Here is a 20,643-nt window from a genome sequence, read left to right as displayed (position 1 = left end):
GCGGTTCCGGCTTTTGCCAGTACCGCCCTCTTTTTGGGTCAAATATCCATATCCGGCACCACCGCCAGAAATGTTACATCAGTTCAGCCATCATCTCTGCAGAATTGCCTGTGTTTTTTTCCAGCAGCTTTTTCAACTTGCCGAGAGCCGCTGATTCCACCTGCCGGATACGCTCTTTGGACAGGCCAAGCTCGTCGCCAATGGACCCCAGCGTGCGGGGGTCTTCTACCAGCAGGCGTTGCGCCAGAATATAGCGTTCCCGCTCGTTCAGACCTTCCATTGCGGTGGTCAGCCAGTTACGAAGCTGGCCGAGATCGTGATTACGCTCCACCACTTCGGCAGCCTGCGGGCCTTCATCCGCCAAAGTGTCCTGCCACTCGCGGCCCTCATCCTCGGCAGATTGCTGGGCGTTCAGGGAAAAATCCGAACCCGACAACCGGCCCTGCATCATTTCTACATCGCGCAGCGGCACACCGATTTCCTGTGCGATCATCTCGGACAGTTGATGCCCGTCCAACTCTTCACCGGCAGCGCTCGCCTCGCGCTCCAATGTGGCCTGAACCCGCTTGAGGTTGAAGAACAGCGCCTTCTGGCTGCTGGTGGAACCGGTACGCACCATGGACCAGTTGCGCATGACGTAATCCTGAATCGCAGCCTTGATCCACCACTGTGCGTAGGTGGAAAACCGTACGCCACGGTCCGGATCGAACTTGTCAGCCGCCTTCATAAGGCCGACGCCTGCTTCTTGGATAAGATCCTGCGTATTTGCGCCATACCGGCGGAATTTGGAAGCCATGGAAATGGCCAGCCGCATATAGGCATTAATCAGACGGTGCAGGGCTTTCTCGTCCCGATTGTCGCGCCAGGCACGGGCCAGTGCGATTTCGGTATCGGCGTCCAGCAACTCGGCTTTCATGGCCTGACGGCGGAAGTCGTGGTTGGTAATGTCATCAAGAGGCATGATCGGGTCTCCTCGTCCATTCTGCACTTGAGCTTGTTGAAGCTTGCTCTCATTATACTACGTCTGAACCCCCGAAAGCGTTCACATTGGAGTGCAATTATTTTTACTTTTCCTAAATTTTCCTTGATTTTGGGTGGCGTTGCCTCAGGTAAATCGCGGTTTGCGGAAAGCCTTGTGCGGCTGGCTAACCGCCCCCGCACCTACATTGCCACCGCGCAGGCTTTCGACAGCGAAATGGAAGAAAAAATCAAGCAACATCAGATGGATCGCGGTCCTGACTGGTCAACAATAGAAGCCCCGATTGCGGTGCCGGAGGCCTTGGCCAAAGTCGATGATACCCAAGTGGTTTTGATCGATTGCATGACTTTATGGTTATCGAATTTAATTTTGTCCGAAAATTGCCCGGAAGACCCTTCTGCGCCACTTTTAAGCGTTGTCAAATCCAGTAATTTCCCGATTGTTACAGTCTCTAACGAAGTCGGACACAGTGTCATTCCCGATACAAAGCTCGGCCGACGGTTCCAGAAGGATCAGGGCAGGCTCAACGCGAAACTGGCAGCAGAGGCGGATCTGGTGGTGATGGTGACAGCTGGAATTCCAAAGGTGTTAAAGGGTCGGCTACCGGCAAATCTGACATGAGCCGCTTCTGGTTTATCCGACACGGGCCAACCCATCGCGACGGGCTGATCGGCTGGACAGATGCACCCGCCGACCTGTCCGATCTTGAAGCCCTTGACCGGCTGAACACTTACCTGCCACAGGATGCAGTGGTGGTTTCTTCCGATTTGATTCGCTGCGTCGCCACGGCCGATGCACTTGCGACAGGGCGCAAGCGATTGCCCAGCGATCCCGATCTGCGGGAACTCCATTTTGGTGACTGGGAAGACCGTACCTTCAAACAGGTGGCGCAAACCCATGCCGAACTGTCCCGCGCCTATTGGTCCGATCCCGGACCCCACGCCCCCCCGAACGGCGAAAGCTGGGACGCTGCAGCCGCCCGCGTCAGCCGCGGGGTGGACAGGCTGCGGGATGCACATCCTGACACCGACATCATCGTTGTCGCCCACTTCGGTGCGATCCTGACACAAGTTCAACGCGCAGCCGGTATGAGCGCCAAGGCCGCGCTGTCCTTCAAGATCGACAATCTGTCGGTTACCCGGCTTGAGCACATGGGCACCGCATGGCGGGTTCTTGGTGTCAATCACACTGTGTGACGTGCGCCATCACAAAACACGATTTGCGTTTTCACCAGCGCAACCGATACTGCGTCTATGAAATACGAACTCGCCATAGCCGATAAAACCTATTCCAGCTGGTCCCTCAGGGGCTGGCTCCTCTTTGAAAAATTCGGGATACCTGTTTCCTGCCGCTCGGCGCGCATGTATCAGCCGGAATTTCACCAGATGTTGGAAGACTTCAAACCGGCCCGCCTTGTGCCCGCAATGAAATTTGATGGCGTTGTGGTGAATGACACGCTGGCGATGGCCGAAACGCTCGCAGAACAGAACCCTGATAAGGATATGTGGCCTGCCGATCCCGAAGCCCGCGCGCTCGCGCGGTCGGTCACAGCAGAAATGCATGCCTCTTTCACCGCTTTGCGAGGGGCTTGCACGATGAACTTGCGGCGGTTCTATCCCGGTTTTTCGCCAACCGAAGATGTGCTGAAGGATGTGGCACGGATGGTCGAATTGTGGGAGCTATGCCGCAGCCGGTTCGGTCAGGACGGACCCTGGTTGTTCGGCGAGTATTCCATCGCAGATGCTTTCTACGCCCCCGCAGCCAGCCGGTTTGTCACCTATAACCTGCCCCGCAGCGGGATTGCAGAAGCATATATAGACGCCCACCTTTCCGAACCCGCCTTCCGGCGCTGGCGGGCCATGGGGATCGCGCAAAACTATATCCAGCCCGGTTACGATAAGGATCTGCCCGAGGGCACATGGCCGGGTCCGAAGCCACTGGCAGCGCAGGCCGTTGATGCAGGACCATCCGAAAACGCCAGTTGCCCCTATTCGGGGAAGCCGGTGACTGATTATCTCGAACTGGAAGGGCGTGTATTCGGATTTTGCAACTCTTTCTGCCGAGACAAAACAGTTGCCGATCCGCAGGCTTGGGATGCTTTCATGGATATTTACTAAAAATAAACTTCTCCCTCTGTAGTGTTAACCATTCCGGTTGGATTGACAGGGGGCTGGATGATAGCGCGCGCCTACACAGTAGCCTTCAACGGGGTAGAAGCCCGTCTTGTAGAGGTGCAATGTTCCCTTACAGCGGGCCTGCCGGCGTTCCAGATTGTCGGCCTGCCGGACAAAGCCGTTTCCGAGGCCCGCGAAAGGGTGCGGGCGGCTTTGAACAGTCTGGCCCTTGCGCTGCCCGCAAAACGGATCACCATTAACCTGTCTCCGGCGGACCTTCCGAAAGTCGGGTCACACTTTGATCTGCCAATCGCGTTGGCTGTCATGGCGGCAATGGATGTGATCCCGCGCGAAGAGACCGCCCGACAAGTCGCGCTCGGGGAGCTATCCCTTGATGGCAAGCTCATTCCGGTCATCGGGGCGTTGCCGTCTGCTCTGGCAGCAGCGCAGGCTGGCTGCAATCTTGTGTGTCCGGCAGAATGCGGATCGGAGGCCGCTTGGGTTGGCGCGGTTCAGGTGATAGCGCCTGCAACACTTCTTGAATGCATGAACCATTTTCGGGGACGCGCGATACTCGCCCCTGCGCAACCGGGAGAGGTTGCAATTGCGCCGCAGACCAAAGACCTCAGGGATGTAAAAGGTCAGGAACGCGCAAAAAGGGCGCTGGAAATCGCTGCGGCGGGGCGCCACCATCTGTTTTTTGTAGGCGCGCCCGGATCGGGGAAATCCATGATGGCCGCACGTCTGCCCGGCCTGTTGCCCCCGCTGGAACCGGAAGAAGCGCTGGAAACCTCGATGATCCACTCCCTGGCCGGATTGTTGTCTTCCGGCGGTATTTCCAAGGCCCGCCCGTTTCGCGATCCCCACCACACGGCTTCCATGGCGGCGATTGTCGGAGGCGGGCGCGGTGCCAAACCCGGAGAGATTTCGCTCGCTCATAACGGTGTTCTGTTCCTCGACGAACTCCCCGAATTTTCGAGACAGGTCCTTGAAACCCTGCGCCAGCCGCTGGAAACAGGCACGGTCATGGTTGCACGGGCCAACAATCATGTCACCTACCCCTGCCGATTTATGCTCGTCTCTGCCGCAAACCCCTGCCGCTGCGGCTATCTGGCCGATGCGTCGCGGGCCTGTGCACGGGTACCCCTCTGCGGGGAGGATTATCTTGGTAAGATTTCAGGACCTTTGATGGACCGCTTTGACCTACGTGTAGATGTCCCGCCCGTAACGATGAGCGACCTTAACATGTCCCAAAACACTGAATCTTCAAAGACGATTGCAGCGCGGGTGGCAGAAGCCAGGGCGCGACAAGGCAAACGTTTTCAGGACCACAAAGACCTGCGTCAGAACGCCGATGCAGAAGGGAAGGTTTTGACAGAAATCGCTACACCGGATCGCGAGGGACACGCGATACTTGAAAAGGCAGCCGAGCGTTTCAATCTGTCAGCCCGCGGCTATCACCGCGTTCTGCGGGTCGCCCGAACCATTGCCGATCTGGATCAATCGGATACAGTCCGACAGCCACATGTGGCGGAGGCTATCAGCTATCGTTTGATGTCAGCCGTGCCTTGAGAAAAGCGCTCACATCATCAAGTGCAGCGCGGGCCTCTGGGAAATGCCCCCGCATGATATGGAAAACATGGAATGCGTTGGGCCAGCTGCGCACGAGAACCTCATGTCCTTTTGACACAAGTTTGCGTTGCATCTCCAACGTATCATCCCGCAGGATTTCACCGCTGCTGTGATGTAACAGAATTGGCGGACAGCTTTCGAAAGCTGCATGGACAGGAGAAGCGCAGTCCTGTCCACAGTCCTGATGCCCCAGGTACATCGCGCCAAGCTCGTCAAACCGCTCGGCACAGAGAAGAACCTCGCTTTTTGCGTTTTCCTTCAAGCTGTCATATCCGCCTTTTAAATTCACAACAGGGCTGATTGCAAAAGCACAAAGCGGCATTTCTCTCTTTTTGTCGGAGAGATGCGCGAGCAGGGACAAAACGAGATTGCCCCCGGCGCTGTCCCCCCCCAGCATGATCTGGTCAGGCCGCAGTCCCCGTGCCAGCAGGCCGTCGTATACCGCCACCACATCATCGAAGCCGGCAGGAAACGGGTTCTCCGGCGCCAACCGATAACGCGGGATAACCGCCTCGACACCGACAGCACCCGCTATATCCGCGACCATGTGTTTGTGGGTATCCGGACTGCCCACGATAAAGCCGCCGCCGTGGAGGTACAACAAAACCTCGGGCCGTCTGACAGGTCCGGCAGAGGCCCACAATACCGGAATTTTACCAATCTTACCGTTACGGTAATCCGCACCAGCAGGGTGGAGATGCATGCGGCGGGCATGTTTTTCAAATGCCTCGCGTGCCTCTACCGGGTTGGTAACACGCTGCACCCAAGGCTTTATCACCAGTCTTGTAAAGAAACTGTAAAGACGCAGGCGCAGAGAGGTCATTTTCGGGTTTTCTCCTCGATCGCTTCCCAGATCATTTCCGCAACATTGATATTATCAAAGCGTTCCAGCTCTTGGATTCCGGTGGGCGACGTCAGGTTGATTTCGGTCAGATTACCACCGATCACGTCAATGCCCACGAAAATCTGGCCTTTTTCCCGTAACAGGGGGCCGATGGCGGCGCAAATTTCCCTGTCGCGCGGGCTCAGACCGATTTTTTCGGGGCGCCCGCCCACATGCATGTTCGAACGGGTCTCTCCTTTGGCCGGAACGCGGTTGATCGCCCCTACAGGTTCACCGTTCACAAGGATGACGCGCTTGTCACCCGCAGCGACGTCGGGCAGGAACTTTTGGGCGATCAGTGGCTCCTGGTTAATGGTCGTGAACAGTTCATGGAGCGAATTCAGATTGCGATCGCCGGGCTCAAGGCGGAAAACTCCGGCCCCACCATTGCCGTAAAGCGGCTTGAGGATAATGTCACCGTGCCGTTCCTTGAATGCTTTCAAAGTATTCAGATCGCGGGCAATCGTTGTCGGCGGTGTAAGCTCGGGGAATTGCAGAACCAGCAGCTTTTCCGGATAATTGCGAACCCAGCGCGGATCATTCACCACCAGTGTTTCGGGATGCAGCATATCCAGAATATGAGTGGTGGTAATATACCCCATATCAAACGGCGGGTCCTGTCGCAGCCAGACCACATCCCAATCGGCAAGATCGACGGTTTCTTCGGGTTGCAGCGTCACGTGATTGCCCACTTCGCGGCGCAGCTCCATCCGGTGCCCCCGTGCTGTTACACGTCCTTCGTCAAAAGCCAGCTTGTCCGGAGTATAGAAAAACAGCTCGTGCCCGCGGGCTTGTGCCTCTTCGGCGATCCGGAAGCTGCTGTCTGCATTAATATCGACGTCCCCGATGGGGTCCATTTGGAAGGCGACCTTCAAACTCATAATTTTGTTCTTTCCAGAGAGCAGCACCGCTGCACAAATTGCGTTCATAAATACATGACGCAGTGCGGCACGGGTTTCAATAACCCGCGCCCATCTATTGAAAAGAAGAATTGAAAAGGCTGCGGTGCAAAAGATCCTGACGGATTAAATTTCAGGCAGCCAGAAGGGCACCAGGCAAAACTTTAATCCGGCCTGCGCTGTCCACCAATGCCGCATCAAAGCGGCAGTCCACATCAAGGTGTCCGGCTTTTTCCGCCAGATAGTGCAAGGCACAATTGCGAATGCGTTTTTGCTGGCGCGCGGTTATCCTGTGAACGGCTGTATCGAAAGTTTCACTTGCTTTCACTTCGATGAAATACAGCTTTTCTTTATGGCGTGCGACCAGATCGATTTCGCCTTCTTTTGATTTCCAGCGGCGGTCTACAATTTCAAAGCCGTTGCGTTCGTAGGCTTGCGCGACTTGACCTTCTGCCGCCTGCCCTTTCAAAAAGGATAATCTGCCGTTTGCTTCGCGATCCATGTGGCCCCCGTAACTGTTACAGGGCCTGTTTTATTCGTAAGACGTTAAAAGGTTATGAATCTTCCTTCAGTTCCAAAGCTCTTTGGTAAATTTCCTTTCGGGGCAAACCGAAAGTTTCAGCCACTTCGCTGGCAGCGTCCTTGACGCGCAAATGTGTCAACGCAGCTTTTATTGCGGTATCGACATCATCCTGAACCACTTCCTTTTCCAGTGGTGGGCCCAAGACGATAACGACCTCTCCCTTAACCGACTCGCGGCTTGAGACCTCTTCCGCCAGTTCCCCCAGCGTGCCACGGCAGGTTTCTTCAAATTTTTTGGTCAGTTCCCGGCAAAACGCCGCCGGACGGTCATTGCCGAAAACCGAACACATATCCCGCAGGCTTGCGGCAGCGCGTTTCGGCGATTCGTAAAACACCAGCGTGGCGCTGATTTGCGAAAACTCCGTAAAAAATTTCTTGCGTGCCGAAGTTTTATTGGGGGCGAAACCGGCAAAAAAGAACCGGTCCGTCGGTTGTCCTGCAACGCAAAGTGCCGCCAGAAGGGCCGAGGCACCGGGCGCGGCATAGACCGGCAGGTCCTGTGCGATCACCGCACGGGCAAGATCGAATCCGGGATCAGCCACCATCGGTGTTCCGGCATCCGACACATATGCGACAGACGCCCCGTCCTTCAGCGCTTTGAGCAACTGGGGGCGCATTTGCGCGCCGTTATGATCGTGATAGGCCAGCAGCCGCCGGTCCCCGAGCTTGACGCCATGGATATCCAGAAGCCGGCGGGTATTGCGCGTATCTTCCGCCGCCAGTACATCCGCATTTGCCAGAATATCGAGCGCCCGCAGCGTTATATCCCGCGCCGCGCCAATCGGTGTTGCTACCAGATGGAGCCCTGCCGCAATTTTCCCAGCATGCATCTGCCTAATTCCACTTCTTTGTTGAACAGGCGTTGCTTTCCCACCGCCCAGCACTTAGTTTTTCCCGTATATTACGCTGCTTAGACCAGCCATGTCACGAAGGGGGACTGTTGTGTTTCATAAGATCCGGAAAATCGGCCTTAAGACGGCCGGACTTGTAACAGCCGCCGCTGTTCTCTGGGGGTGTACCGAGGTTGGAGGCGGTTCGCAAGGACCCCGCGTAAACACCAATAAACCCGTTGTGGTCGGCATTCTGGTCCCCTCCGGTTCGGGGAACCAGCAGCAGGAAGCTCTCGCCGGAAGTCTGGTTGCTGCCGCGAAAATGGCTGTTGCCGAAATGGGTGATGTGCAGATCGATTTGCGGGTTTATCCGACTGCCGGTGATTCAAACAGGGCTGCAGCCGCTGCCCAGCGCGCGGCCAGTGAAGGCGCAAAGATCCTTGTTGGCCCCCTGTTTGCACAGGCCGCAAACGCAGCCGGCACAGCGGTGGCGTCACAAGGCATCAACGTTCTGAGCTTTTCCAACAACCCCGATATCGCAGGCGGAAATGTCTTCATTCTTGGCGACACATTTGCAAACACGGCTGACCGTGTTGTCGGCTATGCCGCACGCAAGGGCCAGCGCAGCGTAGCCGCACTGGTTCGGGCCGATGCAGCCGGTGACGTGGCCGCCGCGGCGGTTCAAACCGCTGCAAGAAACAACGGCGCGAGTTTCGTCGGTGTGGCAAAATACGAATTGACCAGCGAAAGTGCAATTGCAGCAGTTTCGGCCACCAAATCCCTGATCGAGCGGACGGGGGCAACAGCGCTCGTACTTGATGCCGATGCAGCAGGTGCCCTGCCCGTGTTCGCCCAAATGCTGCCGGAAAAAGGTGTCACCTCGGCATCGACGCAGTTTATCGGCCTGACCCGCTGGGACCAGACCGCACCGGCGGTGCGCAGCAGCGCAGGGCTGCAAGGATCGCTTTTCGCGCTGAACGATACCAGCGCCACAAGTTCGTTTAACCAGCGCTATGCAGCCGCAAATGGCTCCAACCCGCATCTTCTGGCGGGCAAGGCTTATGACGCCATGCGCGCTGTCGGCACCCTGCTGCAAACCGGATCGTCCGATGCACTGACCCGCAAAAAACTAACCCGCAATACCGGTTTCCAGGGCGCCAACGGCATTTTCCGCCTGCGTCCGGACGGAACCAACCAGCGTGCGCTGGCGGTTGCTACATTCCAGGAAGGTAACGTTGTCGTTCTTGATCCAGCACCAAGGAGCTTTGGTGGCTCAGGCTCCTGATATTAATACCAGTCAAACCAATACAAGTGGTCCCGGTGCGTTGATATGCGAACCGGGACTGCTTTTTGACGGTCCCGCCATACGTGCAGAAATCGCGGAGGCGCTGTCTGCCTGCGCCGACAATTACGCAAAACGCACTGCAATCAGCACGGTTCTCGACCGGGTGAACACCCAAGCCCGGGAACAGATCAAAACCGCCTATCTGAAGACCCCCTTCAAAACCAGCCGCACGATCCGGTCGTATACTTACGTGACGGACCAGTTGATCAGGACGGCCGTGGATATGGTGCAGATGTATTTGCACCCCCTGCCCAATCCCACACGCTCCGAACGCATTTCCATTGTCGCGGTAGGCGGTTACGGGCGGGGTGAAATGGCGCCGTTCTCAGATGTGGACCTGCTGTTCCTGACCCCCTACAAACTGACCCCTTGGGGCGAAAGTGTCGTGGAAAGCACGCTTTATATCCTCTGGGATCTCAAGTTGAAGATCGGCCATGCAACCCGCACGGTGGATGAGTGTATCCGGCTGGCCGCCAGTGACCTGACAATCCGCACCGCCCTGCTGGAATCCCGTTTCCTGTACGGCGATGAAACTCTGGCCGAAAAGCTGGACAACCTGCTTTGGAAAAACCTGTTTAAATCGACAGGCCCCGAATTTGTGGCTCTCAAACTGGAAGAACGGGAAGCCCGCCACAAAAAGCAGGGTGCGACGCGTTTCCTGCTGGAGCCTAATGTTAAAGAGGGCAAAGGCGGATTGCGGGATCTCCAGACACTGTACTGGATAACCAAATACCTCAGCGGGGCGAAACTGCCTTCCGAAATGATCTACGCGGGCTATTTCACCACCACAGAATACGCCAGTTTCGATCAAGCCGAGAACTTCCTGTGGACCGTGCGCTGCCATCTTCATCTGGTGGTCGGGCGCGCGGCCGAGCTGCTGACTTTTGACAGTCAGGTCGCAATAGCAGCGGCGCTAGGCTACAAGGACACCGAAGGACTACGCGGGGTGGAAGCCTTCATGCAGGAGTATTTCACCCATGCCACCCATGTGGGGGATCTGACCCGCATCTTCCTGACGGCGCTGGAAGCCCAACATGTGAAACAACAGCCCTCGTTCGGGGCGCGGTTGCTCAGGGCGATGCCTTGGCGCAGCGACTCCCTTGAAGCGCCCGAAGGCTACAAGATTGTCCACGGCAGATTGTCCATTGCAGACGAGGAATCCTTTCTGGCGGATCCGATCAACTTTTTGCGGATATTCGAACACGGTCTGGATACGGACATTCTGATTCATCCGGATGCCATGCGCCTGATCGTAGCCAATCTGGAACTGATCACCAACAAGCTGCGCACCAACCCCGAAGCACAAAAACTCTTCCTGTCGCTGTTGCTGGACTACGGCAATCCGGAGCGGGCTTTGCGGCGGATGAACGAACTTGGTGTGCTGGGCGCATTCATCCCAGAATTCCAGCGCATCGTCTGCCTGATGCAGTTCAACATGTATCACCATTACACGGTGGACGAACACACCATTCAGTGTATTTCCCATCTCGCGCAGATTGAAAAAGGCGAATTGAAAGAAAGCCTTCCGGTCGCCTCTAGCATTCTGGAAGACGGGGTCGATCGCAAGGTCCTTTATGTGGCCCTGTTGTTGCACGACATTGGCAAGGGCCTGCCCGAAGACCATTCGATCGCGGGTGCGCGTCTGGCGCGTACTATCTGCCCGCAGCTTGGTTTGTCAGAGGGGGAAACCGATACAGTGGTATGGTTGGTTCGCCACCACCTGCTGCTATCGGATGTGGCCCAGAAACGGGATCTTTCGGACCCTAAAACTGTGCGCGATTTTGCCAAGGAAGTGAAAACCACCGCACGGTTGAACCTTTTGACGGTTCTGACGGTCTGTGACATCCGTGGCGTTGGACCGGGCACATGGAACAACTGGAAGGCGCAGTTGATCCGTGACCTGCACCGCTACACCAAGCTTGCGCTGCAAGAGGGCTTCAACAAGGTTCTGGAACTACAATCCTCGACCGAGGCCAAGGACGCTCTGCGCGCCGCGCTTCCCAAGATGGGGCGTAAGGCGCTCGAGGCCGAATTGGCACGTCACTATCCCGCTTACTGGCAGGGACTGGATACAGAGACCCACAAAATTTTCGCCAAACTTATGCAAAAGGCGAGCACCACCGAAGTCATGACCGACATCAAGGCGGATAAGGATCATGACGCGACCCGCGCCTGCTTTGTCCTGCAGGACCATCCGGGCATCTTCTCGCGGCTTGCAGGGGCGCTGGCACTGGTCGGGGCGAATGTGGTCGACGCGCGGACCTATACGTCCTCTGACGGCTATGCCACTGCAGTATTCTGGATTCAGGATTCCAGAGGAAAACCTTATGAAAAATCCCGCCTGACGCGCCTGCGCTCCATGATCAACAAAACGCTCAAAGGTGAAGTGATTGCTAAGGATGCGTTGAAGTCCCATGACAAGATTAAAAAGCGGGAACGGGATTTTGTTGTACCGACGGTAATCTCGTTCGATAACAAAGGGTCGGAACTCTACACCATCATCGAGGTAGACACCCGCGACAGACCCGGATTGTTGTACGATCTGACCCGCACCCTGTCTGACAACAACATCTACATTGCCAGCGCCGTGATCGCCACTTATGGGGAACAGGCAGTGGATGTATTTTACGTGAAAGACATGTTCGGATTGAAATTACACAGCGCGGCCAAGCGCAAAAAGATCGAAGATGCGCTCTGCGCTGCCATCAAAACCGGCGCCGTGGGGGCGCTCGCGTGACACTGGCAGCAAAGCCGCGGAGCATCCGCCTGCTGGCCGGTTTCTTTACCGTCAGCAGCTGGACACTTGCCAGCCGCATTATGGGATTCATCCGTGACATCCTGATCGCCGCTTTTTTCGGTGCCGGCCCCGTAGCCGAAGCCTTTCAGGTGGCATTTGCCCTGCCCAATATGTTCCGCCGGTTCTTTGCGGAGGGCGCCTTTAACATGGCCTTTGTGCCGATGTTCTCCAAGAAGCTGGAATCCGGTGAAGACGCGCGCCAGTTTGCCCAGAACGCAATGGCGGGCCTTGCAACTGTCCTGATCGGCCTTACCCTGATCGCCCAACTGTTCATGCCGTGGTTCGTTCTGGCCATGGCCAGCGGCTTTGCTGGCGATGAACGTTTCGATCTGGCCACGGATTTTGCCCGCATCTGCTTTCCCTACATCCTGTTCATCTCTCTTGCGGCCCTGCTGTCCGGCGTTCTAAATTCCATGGGGCGCTTTGCGGCGGCGGCGGCGGCACCTGTGGTGCTGAATATCATCCTGATCAGCGCGATGGCCGCCACTTGGGCGCTGGGTGGCAATGTCGCCCTTGCGCTCGCATGGGGGGTGCCTGTGGCCGGGGTGGCACAACTGGCTCTGGTGTGGATTGCCGCTTCCCGTGCGGGTATCCGCCTGATGCCGCAACTGCCCCGCTTTACCCCTGAAATCCGCCGGCTCGCCATGATCGCAGCGCCCGCCGCGCTTGCCGGAGGCGTCGTGCAGGTCAACCTGCTGGTGGGCCGTCAGGTCGCCAGCTATTTTGACGGCGCGATTCAATGGTTGGCCGTGGCCGACCGCCTCTACCAACTTCCGCTCGGCGTGGTTGGCATTGCAATCGGCGTTGTGCTGCTGCCGGATCTGTCGCGCAAGTTGCAATCCGCAGACGAAGCGGGCGGCCGCCATGCCTTCAACCGCGCGACCGAATTCGCACTGGCACTGACCCTGCCTGCCGCCGTTGGCTTGCTGGTGGTGCCCGAAGCTGTTGTTTCCGTCCTGTTCGAACGGGGCGCTTTCACAGGCGAAGATGCACGAAACACGGCTCTGGCCCTGTCGATCTATGCCTTCGGCCTGCCCGCTTTTGTGCTGCAAAAAGTCTTCCAACCGCTCTATTTCGCCCGTGAAAACACCAAAACCCCGTTCTATTTCGCACTGGTCTCAATGGTGCTGAACGCAGCGCTGGCGATCGGGCTCTCGGCCCAGTTCGGCTATCTGGCCGCTGCGATCGGCACGACCCTCTCTTCTGTAGCGCTGGCGGTGATGCTCTATTTCGGCACCCGCCGCATGGGGCTCGCGGCTGCCTTCGATGACCGCCTGTTGCGCGCCCTGCCCCGTATGCTGGCGGCTTGCATCATTATGGGTCTGTTTACTTACGGTCTGGAATGGCTTTTGGCAGACTGGCTGGTCACGGACGGGTTGCGCTACCTTGCTCTTGCCCTGCTGGTTTTCGGTGGCACGGGAGTCTATTTCGCCGCCTGCCTGATGCTCGGCGCCTTTACCAAACAAGGGCTACGCAACGTGGTCCGGCGGTAAACCGGAACCGGCAGCGGCTCTTTTTGGGTCAAATATCCATATCCCGACCGCGCCGCATCCGGTCCCGCCAATAGGTCAGCCCTGCCCCCGCAACCGGACGCAGTGCGGCACAGATTCCAAAGCCGATAAAGAAGCCCGCGACCCGCTCGAACCAGTCGTGACCGCCAAACAGGATTGAAAATACCGCAAGCAATACGCCAAGCGCGGCGATCAGGCGGAAAGCCCGCAGACCGTTTTGCCCCGCTGCCCGCTGTTCGGTGAACAGGATCCAGCTGAGCGCGCCGATCAACCCGTAAGACGCCGCCCCGGCCCCGAGCATGGCCATTGTTCGCCCCATAACGATTGCCTGCGCCAGTGCTGCCAGTATCCCGCTACCAAAAAAGATCGCCAAAAACGCCAGCCAGTGCACACGCTCCGCGACGAATTTCCCGAGGGCGAGGATGAACACGACGCTGAACAGCGTGGCGACAAAATTGGCGTGAACAAACATGTAGCTGACAAATCGCACCATCAGTTCCGGCGGATACTGTCCCGTGTCCCACATCAGATAGACCGCCGCATTGGAGAACCCGAACTGGTCCGCAATCATGATGCGCCACGCCGCTCCGGTGGCGCCGCCGATGATGCCTGCTTCCCCCAGTTGGAAGATTGCTTCAACCGCAGCGATGAGAACAACCAGCAGGGTTACAACGGGCGGCAGGGGGTTGATCGGGGCGTTGTGCCCTTCGGCGTCATACATCTAAAGGCTCCATCGCTTGACGATACCCGCCCATATAGCGATAACCCCTCCATCAACACCAGACGGAGTTTTCGCAATGGGCGAGACAATACACACACCGCGCGTCTTTTCCGGCATCCAGCCATCGGGAAACCTGACGCTTGGAAACTATCTCGGCGCGCTGAAACGCTTTGTCGAGATGCAGGAATCCGGCATCGAAACCGTTTACTGCATGGTCGACATGCATGCCATTACCGTCTGGCAAGACCCGGCCGACCTGCGCCACAACACCCGCGAGGTGGCGGCGGCCTATATCGCCTGCGGTCTGGATCCGGCGAAATCCATTCTGTTCAACCAGTCCCAAGTCCCCGCCCACGCGCAATTGGCGTGGATCTTCAACTGCGTCGCGCGCATCGGCTGGATGAACCGCATGACCCAGTTCAAGGACAAAGCGGGCAAGAACGCTGAAAAATCTTCGCTGGGGTTGCTGGCCTACCCCGCACTGATGGCAGCGGATATCCTGATCTATCAGGCGACCCATGTGCCTGTGGGCGAGGACCAGAAACAGCATCTCGAACTGGCCCGCGACATCGCTGCCAAGTTCAACCACGATTACGACACGGATTTCTTCCCTGCGCCCGAACCCCTGATCGAGGGCGAGGCCACCCGCGTCATGTCCCTGCGCGATGGCACCAAGAAAATGTCGAAATCCGACCCATCGGATCAAAGCCGCATCACCTTACGCGATGATGCCGACACAATCGCCAAGAAAATCCGCAAGGCCAAAACCGACCCGGAGCCGCTGCCAGACTCCCTAAAGGAACTGGAAGGCCGCCCGGAGGCCCGCAATCTGGTTAACATCTATGCCGCCCTGTCAGGCCGGACGGCCGAAAGCGTGATCACCGAATTTGCCGGACAACAGTTCGGCCAGTTCAAACCCGCGCTGGCCGATCTTGCTGTGGATCATCTGGCACCGATCACGCAGGAAATGAACCGTCTTATGTCCGATCCCGCTGAAATCGACCGGATTCTTGGCAACGGCGCAGACCGCGCTGCTGCTATCGCGGAACCGATCCTGGATAAAACATATGATATTGTAGGCATGGTGCGGTCCCGCTAGGCCACCCTGCTTTCGGTTGACGCGCAGAGCCTGCGCCATAAGATGCCCCTGAAAGCGGGGGCATCTTTTTTATGGCCATCTGGAACCGGAAATCCGTGCTGACAGAAGCAATCGCCGACTGGCAGGCGCGCGGCTTGCTGGACAAGGCGACAGCCCAACAGCTTGACGCTGACGTGCAGCAGCGCGCGGGCGGGACGTCCTTCCGGCAGGTTCTGGTGCTTCTGGCCGTGGTCTGCCTCGGCTTTGCCGCGATGAGCTTTGTCGCCGCCAACTGGGACGGCTTAGGCCGTCTGACGCGGGTGCTCCTGATCCTTGGCGCGATGTGGGCCTTCTGGGGCGGGTCACTTTATTTGTCGATGCGGGGCTATCACAAGACCGCGCAGTCCTGCACGCTTGGCGCCTGTGCCATGTTCGGCGCAGGGATCATGCTGATCAGCCAGATCTACCACATTCAGGGCAGCCCGAAAGATGCCACGTGGCTCTGGGCCATGGGAACACTGCTGGCTGCGGCACTGACCCTTTCCGTTCCGGCTCTGGTGCTGTCGCTCGCGCTGTTGTTGATTTGGGTATCTGTGCCCCCGAATATTTTTTCCAGCAACCCGCCGCTTCATTTCGACTTTCCGCTTTATCTGTTCGCTGCTGCCGCGCTGGCCTATGCCGTGCGCAGCCGGTTTGCAGCGCATCTGATCGTGCTATCTGCATGCCTGTGGTACATGCTAAGCGCCCTGACCCTCGTAGATCAGGGATCACTGGTGATGCTCAACATCGGGCTTTGCCTTGCTTTTGCGCTCCTCTCGACAGCACTCTGGTCTGATCGCAATCGCAGATTGCTGCGCGGGTTCGAGCCGGCGATAACCCTTTACGTAATCGCATTTCTCTCGGTGACCCTTTTTTCATGGCATATGATCGCCCGTCATGACAGCGCGCTGATTGCGCACGGGCTTATTACGCCCGCCTACCTCTTGCCAGCTTTGGGAAGTCTCGGGCTTTGCTGGGCCACAGGCATTATCGCAGTGCGGGCGGCCCATCCGAATGCCTATGATCTCATCGTCACTCCGATGTTTGCCACGCTGACATTCGCCCTGCTGTTAATCTCGCCCGACCATGCGCTCATGGCGCAACTGTTGATGGTGGGGGGCGCGGTCTGGGTGATCCGCATGGGCTGGCGCATCGAATACCGCCAGCTTGCAATACTCGGTTTCTTCCTGTTCGCCGCCGCACTGCTGACCACCTATTTCGAAACAATTGGCACGTTGATCGCGACAAGTGTCTTCTACCTTGGGGTCGGCGTGCTGCTGCTTCTGGGTGTGTTCATCATCCCGCGCCTGTCCCGCAGCAAAGGAGACCACTCATGAGCCGTTTCCTGATCGCAGGCACCATTCTCGCAGCCCTTCTGCAAACTGGCGTACTGGCAAAAATCATCACCGACCGTGCGGCTGCCCTGCAATCAGGGCAGGAGGTGTTGCTGGAGACCGGATTTATCGACCCGCGAGACCTGTTTCGAGGCCACTACGCTGTGTTGAACTTGCAGATCAGCCGGATAGACCGAAGTGACGTGACGCTCCACGGAAGTTTCACGTGGAACGATCCGGTTTACGTAGCGCTTGATACCGCCGGACCATTTGCTGTCCCCGTCAGCCTGCATGATGCTTATCCAACGGATTTTGGCGGACCGGTGATCAAGGGCAACGCCCTGTTCACCTCTGACAGCGATAATCAAACCTTGCGAATCGATTTTCCCTTTGACCGGTTTTTCGCGCCGCACGATCGGGCGCTCGAACTCGAAAACCTTCGGCGAGAGCAAAAACTGGGCGTAATTCTTGCCTTGATGAAAGATGGTACCGGCATGATCAAAGGACTGACCATTGAGGGTGAGAAACTTTACGAGGCGCCACTTTATTAAACTGCGCTGTCAGCAGGCTGGCAAAGCCTCAGCCCTCTGGCGCGCCGAGATAGGCAACCGGCGCATTATCCGCCTGTTCAAAATCCAGAACACGGCCCTCTGTCACACGGGACAAACGTTTGTATTCATAGACCATCTCTGCCCCTTCCTGCGCGGAACAGACGATGAGGCACTCGTGTAACAAGCGGGCACCATTGCAGAATTCTACAGTTCCCCGCAGATGTGGCGCATCAACGGACAAGGCAAAGCCACCGTCCCAACTGCGCAGCACGGGATAAACGTCATCACCAACGACAACACGCAGCCGCGCAGTACGTTCCAGTTCCTGATTGCGGGCGCGGCGCAACCCTTCTAGAACTTCGGGTGACATATGAACGTCCATAAAGAATCCCTCCTGATTACCTACAGTGTGGTGGTTTATTATGCATTTTCAATGAATTTAATGAGGCGGAATTGCGAAACTGTCCTGTTTTGCAACGCAGCCTTGCGGAAATCGACCTTTACAGACAAGCCCCAACCGCGTAGCTGCGGCACGAACCTCCCTGCCGCGCGTGACCGCTCTTCGGGGCCTATCCCGAAAAGAACTGACCTATGAAACAAGCTCTCTCCGACGCGCTATCCGAGCGCGGTTATGAAACACTCACTCCCGTCCAGACCGCTGTGACCGATCCCGATCTGGGTAATTCCGACCTTCTGGTCTCGGCTCAGACGGGCTCTGGCAAGACAGTCGGCTTTGGCCTCGCGCTTGGCCCGACCCTGCTGGAAGACGACGAAACCTTCGGTCCTGCGGGCAAGCCGCTGGCGCTGGTGATTGCCCCGACACGCGAACTCGCCATGCAGGTGATGCGCGAACTGACATGGCTGTATGGCAAGGCCAATGCAATCGTGACCTCTTGTGTGGGGGGCATGGACATGCGCGACGAACGCCGTGCGCTTGGTCGTGGTGCCCATGTGGTTGTAGCCACTCCGGGGCGTCTGCGCGATCACATCATGCGCGGCTCCATCGACCTGTCCGGCCTGCGGGCTGTTGTACTGGATGAAGCAGACGAAATGCTTGATCTGGGGTTCCGCGAGGATTTGGAATTCATTCTCGAAGCCTCCCCCAAATCCCGCCGCACGCTTCTGTTCTCGGCCACGGTTTCCGGCAGCATCGCCAAACTGGCGAAAACCTACCAGAATGATGCGGTGCGCGTGTCTACTATCGGTGAACGCCAGCAGCATTCGGACATCGAATACCACCTGATGAGCGTGGCCAACCGCGACGATGAAAAAGCCATCATCAACGTGCTGCGCTATTACGAAGCCCCCGGTGCGCTGGTCTTCTGCAACACCCGCGCCACCGTGAACCGTCTGACCACCCGTCTGTCGAACCGCGGCTTTTCCGTGGTCTCCCTGTCGGGCGAGCTGTCCCAGAACGAGCGCACCCACGCCCTGCAAGCCATGCGCGACGGACGTGCCCGCGTTTGTGTGGCGACGGATGTGGCTGCGCGGGGCATCGACCTGCCAAACCTTGATTTGGTGATCCATGCGGACCTGCCCTCCAACAGCGAAACCCTGCTGCACCGTTCTGGTCGCACAGGGCGTGCAGGGCGTAAGGGCGTTTCGATCCTGATCGCCAACCCCAAGGCCCTGCGCAAGGCGGCACGTCTGCTCAGCACAGCCAAGCTAACTGCGGAACAAGGCCCCGCCCCCTCAGCCGAAGCCGTGATGGCGCAGGATGAAGCCCGTATGCTGGCGGACGAGGCATGGCACACGCCCGTTGGAGAAAAAGAATCCGAAGCGGTTGCAAACCTGCTGGAGCTGCACAGCCCCGAACAGGTTGCTGCGGCCTATCTGCGGCTTTACCGGTCGCGCCAGACGGCCCCCGAGGAACTGGGCGAACCCCAACCGTTTGACCCGCGCGATGCCAAAGCCGCCTTCGGACCGTCGGTATGGTTCTCCGTCGTCGGAGGCCAGAATGCCGGTGTCGAAGTGCGCCGCTTCCTGCCGAAATTGTGCAAAGTCGGCGGCATTACCAAGGACGACATCGGTGCGATCCGCGTCCAGCACAATGAAACGCTGGTGGAAATCCGCAAGGGCAGCGTCGAGGGTTTCTTGAAATCAGTCGGCCCGAAAATGGAATTCGATCGGGACTCTCCGATCACCCAAATCGACGCGCCAAGCGCCGCGCAGCGTGGCCCAAAGCCGAAATTCAAGCCAAAGACGTCTTCTGCGCCAATTGACTGGAACGACGATCCGGCGCCGCGCCGCAAAAAGCCCAAAGCACCGTCTAGTAAGGATAAAGGCAAGCCGAAGTTCAAGAAACGCGCCCGCCCCGAAGACAGCCGCCCCGAAGGTGTGGTGACGCCGCTGAAAAAGAAAGGCGGCAAGAATCTTGCCCCCGCAGTGGGAAAGGCCAACAGCAAGAAGAACAAGGCCCGACGCGCGGCCTCGAAGAACCCTTCGAACTGACGTTAGGTTCAAATCTTCCAGAAGACAAAAAACAGCCGGTGTCCCCAAAGACACCGGCTGTTAACGTTTTCGCCCTATGACTGGGGTCAGGTGTTGTTCGGCTCCACCAGATCAACGCCTGTCACCGGACGCAAAACATGGGGTTTTGATGGATCATACAGCGCGGAATCAACAAAATCATGGCTCTCTGCCAGTGCAGGACCCACCATGATCAGCGCAGTGCGGGTAATCTTGGCCTTGCGCACTTTCATGCGGATGTCTGACAAGGTGCCGCGAATGATTTCCTGATCGGGCCAGCCCACACGATAGCCGACCACCACGGGGCAATCTTCGCCGTAATGGGGCACCAGCTGCCGTTCGATTTCACGCATATTGCGCACGGCCAAATGGATCGCCAGCGTAGCCCCCGTGCGACCGAAGTTCTCCAGCGTCTCGCCCGCTGGCATGGATGTGGATTGCATGGACATGCGGGTCAGCACGATGGATTGCGCGATTTCCGGAATGGTCAGTTCCTGCCCGATAGTCGCCGCCATTGCCGCGTATGCTGGCACACCGGGAATGATTTCAAAGGGGATGTTATCCGCCCGCAACCGTCGGATCTGTTCGGCAATGGCCCCGTAAAGGGACGGATCACCGGAATGGACCCGCGCCACATCCTCGCCCCGCTCATGGGCGGCTTTGATCTCGGCGTGGGTATCGTCCAGCGTCATCACGGCCGTGTCCATCACCTTTGCCCCGACGGGCGCACAGGCCACCACAGCCTCTGGCACCAGCGAACCGGCATAAAGGCAAACCGGACAGGACTCTATCTGCGCTTTGGCTTTGACCGTGATCAGATCGGGATCACCCGGTCCGGCCCCAATAAAATAAACTGTCATCGTGTTATCCTCTCTGCGC

General features: G+C 57.7%; 19 protein-coding genes. 11 read left to right on the top strand and 8 right to left on the bottom strand.

The window, feature by feature from the left end; genetic code table 11:
- Positions 1-73 precede the first annotated feature (73 nt).
- Complete coding sequence (locus C0U40_RS03220; RefSeq protein ID WP_101654290.1) at positions 74-961, bottom strand: RNA polymerase factor sigma-32; 888 nt, start codon at positions 959-961, stop codon at positions 74-76.
- Between C0U40_RS03220 and cobU the strand changes: the two genes are divergently transcribed.
- Genes cobU through C0U40_RS03200 form a run of 4 tightly spaced genes read left to right on the top strand, consistent with a single transcriptional unit; the run spans position 935 to position 4,665 of the window.
- Positions 935-1,600, top strand: a complete 666-nt coding sequence (cobU, locus tag C0U40_RS03215; RefSeq protein ID WP_286134750.1) for a bifunctional adenosylcobinamide kinase/adenosylcobinamide-phosphate guanylyltransferase — start codon at positions 935-937, stop codon at positions 1,598-1,600. The two genes, C0U40_RS03220 and cobU, sit on opposite strands and share 27 nt — an antisense overlap.
- Positions 1,597-2,175 (top strand): histidine phosphatase family protein, encoded by a 579-nt coding sequence (locus C0U40_RS03210; RefSeq protein ID WP_101654289.1) that lies wholly within the window; start codon positions 1,597-1,599, stop codon positions 2,173-2,175. The genes cobU and C0U40_RS03210 overlap by 4 nt, the downstream gene beginning before the upstream one ends.
- A gap of 57 nt (positions 2,176-2,232) precedes the next feature.
- Positions 2,233-3,096, top strand: a complete 864-nt coding sequence (locus C0U40_RS03205) for a glutathione S-transferase (RefSeq protein WP_101654288.1) — start codon at positions 2,233-2,235, stop codon at positions 3,094-3,096.
- 57 nt (positions 3,097-3,153) lie between these two features.
- Positions 3,154-4,665, top strand: a complete 1,512-nt coding sequence (locus tag C0U40_RS03200) for a YifB family Mg chelatase-like AAA ATPase (protein ID WP_101654287.1) — start codon at positions 3,154-3,156, stop codon at positions 4,663-4,665.
- Here the strand turns inward: C0U40_RS03200 and C0U40_RS03195 are convergent.
- The 4 genes from C0U40_RS03195 to rsmI all read right to left on the bottom strand — a co-directional run bounded on the left by C0U40_RS03195 (position 4,634) and on the right by rsmI (position 7,919).
- A complete protein-coding gene (locus tag C0U40_RS03195; protein ID WP_101654286.1) occupies positions 4,634-5,548 on the bottom strand; it encodes an alpha/beta hydrolase in 915 nt (304 codons plus the stop codon). The genes C0U40_RS03200 and C0U40_RS03195 overlap by 32 nt on opposite strands.
- On the bottom strand, positions 5,545-6,489 hold the full coding sequence (gene gshB, locus C0U40_RS03190) for a glutathione synthase (protein ID WP_101654285.1): 945 nt from the start codon (positions 6,487-6,489) through the stop codon (positions 5,545-5,547). The genes C0U40_RS03195 and gshB overlap by 4 nt, the downstream gene beginning before the upstream one ends.
- Before the next feature lie 151 nt (positions 6,490-6,640).
- Positions 6,641-7,009: a YraN family protein gene (locus C0U40_RS03185; RefSeq protein WP_101654284.1), complete on the bottom strand. Its 369-nt coding sequence runs from the start codon at positions 7,007-7,009 to the stop codon at positions 6,641-6,643.
- Between the two features lie 52 nt (positions 7,010-7,061).
- Positions 7,062-7,919 (bottom strand): 16S rRNA (cytidine(1402)-2'-O)-methyltransferase, encoded by an 858-nt coding sequence (gene rsmI / locus C0U40_RS03180; RefSeq protein WP_101654283.1) that lies wholly within the window; start codon positions 7,917-7,919, stop codon positions 7,062-7,064.
- A gap of 112 nt (positions 7,920-8,031) precedes the next feature.
- Here rsmI and C0U40_RS03175 point away from each other — a divergent pair, with 112 nt between their 5' ends.
- Genes C0U40_RS03175 through murJ form a run of 3 tightly spaced genes read left to right on the top strand, consistent with a single transcriptional unit; the run spans position 8,032 to position 13,554 of the window.
- Positions 8,032-9,204, top strand: coding sequence for a penicillin-binding protein activator (locus tag C0U40_RS03175; protein WP_286134749.1), 1,173 nt, complete (start codon positions 8,032-8,034; stop codon positions 9,202-9,204).
- Complete coding sequence (locus tag C0U40_RS03170) at positions 9,188-12,001, top strand: [protein-PII] uridylyltransferase (RefSeq protein WP_101654281.1); 2,814 nt, start codon at positions 9,188-9,190, stop codon at positions 11,999-12,001. Before C0U40_RS03175 ends, C0U40_RS03170 begins: the two co-directional genes overlap by 17 nt.
- Positions 11,998-13,554, top strand: coding sequence for a murein biosynthesis integral membrane protein MurJ (gene murJ / locus C0U40_RS03165; RefSeq protein WP_286134748.1), 1,557 nt, complete (start codon positions 11,998-12,000; stop codon positions 13,552-13,554). The genes C0U40_RS03170 and murJ overlap by 4 nt, the downstream gene beginning before the upstream one ends.
- 28 nt (positions 13,555-13,582) lie before the next feature.
- On the opposite strand, the gene C0U40_RS03160 is transcribed toward murJ, so the two are convergent.
- Positions 13,583-14,293: a rhomboid family intramembrane serine protease gene (locus C0U40_RS03160; RefSeq protein WP_101654280.1), complete on the bottom strand. Its 711-nt coding sequence runs from the start codon at positions 14,291-14,293 to the stop codon at positions 13,583-13,585.
- A gap of 76 nt (positions 14,294-14,369) precedes the next feature.
- On the opposite strand from C0U40_RS03160, the gene trpS reads away from it, so the two are divergent.
- The 3 genes from trpS (at position 14,370) to C0U40_RS03145 (ending at position 17,295) form a co-directional block, all read left to right on the top strand.
- A complete protein-coding gene (gene trpS, locus C0U40_RS03155; RefSeq protein ID WP_101654279.1) occupies positions 14,370-15,392 on the top strand; it encodes a tryptophan--tRNA ligase in 1,023 nt (340 codons plus the stop codon).
- A 71-nt stretch (positions 15,393-15,463) separates the two neighbouring features.
- Complete coding sequence (locus C0U40_RS03150) at positions 15,464-16,747, top strand: DUF2157 domain-containing protein (RefSeq protein ID WP_101654278.1); 1,284 nt, start codon at positions 15,464-15,466, stop codon at positions 16,745-16,747.
- A complete protein-coding gene (locus tag C0U40_RS03145) occupies positions 16,744-17,295 on the top strand; it encodes a GDYXXLXY domain-containing protein (RefSeq protein ID WP_101654277.1) in 552 nt (183 codons plus the stop codon). Before C0U40_RS03150 ends, C0U40_RS03145 begins: the two co-directional genes overlap by 4 nt.
- A gap of 28 nt (positions 17,296-17,323) precedes the next feature.
- On the opposite strand, the gene C0U40_RS03140 is transcribed toward C0U40_RS03145, so the two are convergent.
- Complete coding sequence (locus C0U40_RS03140; protein ID WP_101654276.1) at positions 17,324-17,677, bottom strand: hypothetical protein; 354 nt, start codon at positions 17,675-17,677, stop codon at positions 17,324-17,326.
- Between the two features lie 209 nt (positions 17,678-17,886).
- Here C0U40_RS03140 and C0U40_RS03135 point away from each other — a divergent pair, with 209 nt between their 5' ends.
- Entirely contained in the window at positions 17,887-19,746 is a 1,860-nt protein-coding gene (locus tag C0U40_RS03135) for a DEAD/DEAH box helicase (protein ID WP_101654275.1), read from the top strand.
- 86 nt (positions 19,747-19,832) lie between these two features.
- Here C0U40_RS03135 and cobM read toward each other — a convergent pair whose 3' ends face one another.
- On the bottom strand, positions 19,833-20,624 hold the full coding sequence (gene cobM, locus C0U40_RS03130; RefSeq protein WP_101654274.1) for a precorrin-4 C(11)-methyltransferase: 792 nt from the start codon (positions 20,622-20,624) through the stop codon (positions 19,833-19,835).
- Positions 20,625-20,643 lie beyond the last annotated feature (19 nt).

This window comes from Neptunicoccus cionae, assembly GCF_002860325.1.
GTDB classification, from domain to species: domain Bacteria; phylum Pseudomonadota; class Alphaproteobacteria; order Rhodobacterales; family Rhodobacteraceae; genus Amylibacter; species Amylibacter lutimaris.
The sequence above is the reverse complement of the archived record's forward strand: the minus strand, read 5'-3'. Positions and strand labels throughout refer to the sequence as shown.

What these genes read in the sequence shown, in the direction of transcription:
- C0U40_RS03220 (WP_101654290.1), bottom strand. Translation starts at nt 961, where the DNA reads ATGCCTCTTGATGACATTACCAACCACGACTTCCGCCGTCAGGCCATG.
- C0U40_RS03210 (WP_101654289.1), top strand. Translation starts at nt 1,597, where the DNA reads ATGAGCCGCTTCTGGTTTATCCGACACGGGCCAACCCATCGCGACGGG.
- C0U40_RS03205 (WP_101654288.1), top strand. Translation starts at nt 2,233, where the DNA reads ATGAAATACGAACTCGCCATAGCCGATAAAACCTATTCCAGCTGGTCC.
- C0U40_RS03200 (WP_101654287.1), top strand. Translation starts at nt 3,154, where the DNA reads ATGATAGCGCGCGCCTACACAGTAGCCTTCAACGGGGTAGAAGCCCGT.
- C0U40_RS03195 (WP_101654286.1), bottom strand. Translation starts at nt 5,548, where the DNA reads ATGACCTCTCTGCGCCTGCGTCTTTACAGTTTCTTTACAAGACTGGTG.
- gshB (WP_101654285.1), bottom strand. Translation starts at nt 6,489, where the DNA reads ATGAGTTTGAAGGTCGCCTTCCAAATGGACCCCATCGGGGACGTCGAT.
- C0U40_RS03185 (WP_101654284.1), bottom strand. Translation starts at nt 7,009, where the DNA reads ATGGATCGCGAAGCAAACGGCAGATTATCCTTTTTGAAAGGGCAGGCG.
- rsmI (WP_101654283.1), bottom strand. Translation starts at nt 7,919, where the DNA reads ATGCATGCTGGGAAAATTGCGGCAGGGCTCCATCTGGTAGCAACACCG.
- C0U40_RS03160 (WP_101654280.1), bottom strand. Translation starts at nt 14,293, where the DNA reads ATGTATGACGCCGAAGGGCACAACGCCCCGATCAACCCCCTGCCGCCC.
- trpS (WP_101654279.1), top strand. Translation starts at nt 14,370, where the DNA reads ATGGGCGAGACAATACACACACCGCGCGTCTTTTCCGGCATCCAGCCA.
- C0U40_RS03150 (WP_101654278.1), top strand. Translation starts at nt 15,464, where the DNA reads ATGGCCATCTGGAACCGGAAATCCGTGCTGACAGAAGCAATCGCCGAC.
- C0U40_RS03145 (WP_101654277.1), top strand. Translation starts at nt 16,744, where the DNA reads ATGAGCCGTTTCCTGATCGCAGGCACCATTCTCGCAGCCCTTCTGCAA.
- C0U40_RS03140 (WP_101654276.1), bottom strand. Translation starts at nt 17,677, where the DNA reads ATGGACGTTCATATGTCACCCGAAGTTCTAGAAGGGTTGCGCCGCGCC.
- C0U40_RS03135 (WP_101654275.1), top strand. Translation starts at nt 17,887, where the DNA reads ATGAAACAAGCTCTCTCCGACGCGCTATCCGAGCGCGGTTATGAAACA.
- cobM (WP_101654274.1), bottom strand. Translation starts at nt 20,624, where the DNA reads ATGACAGTTTATTTTATTGGGGCCGGACCGGGTGATCCCGATCTGATC.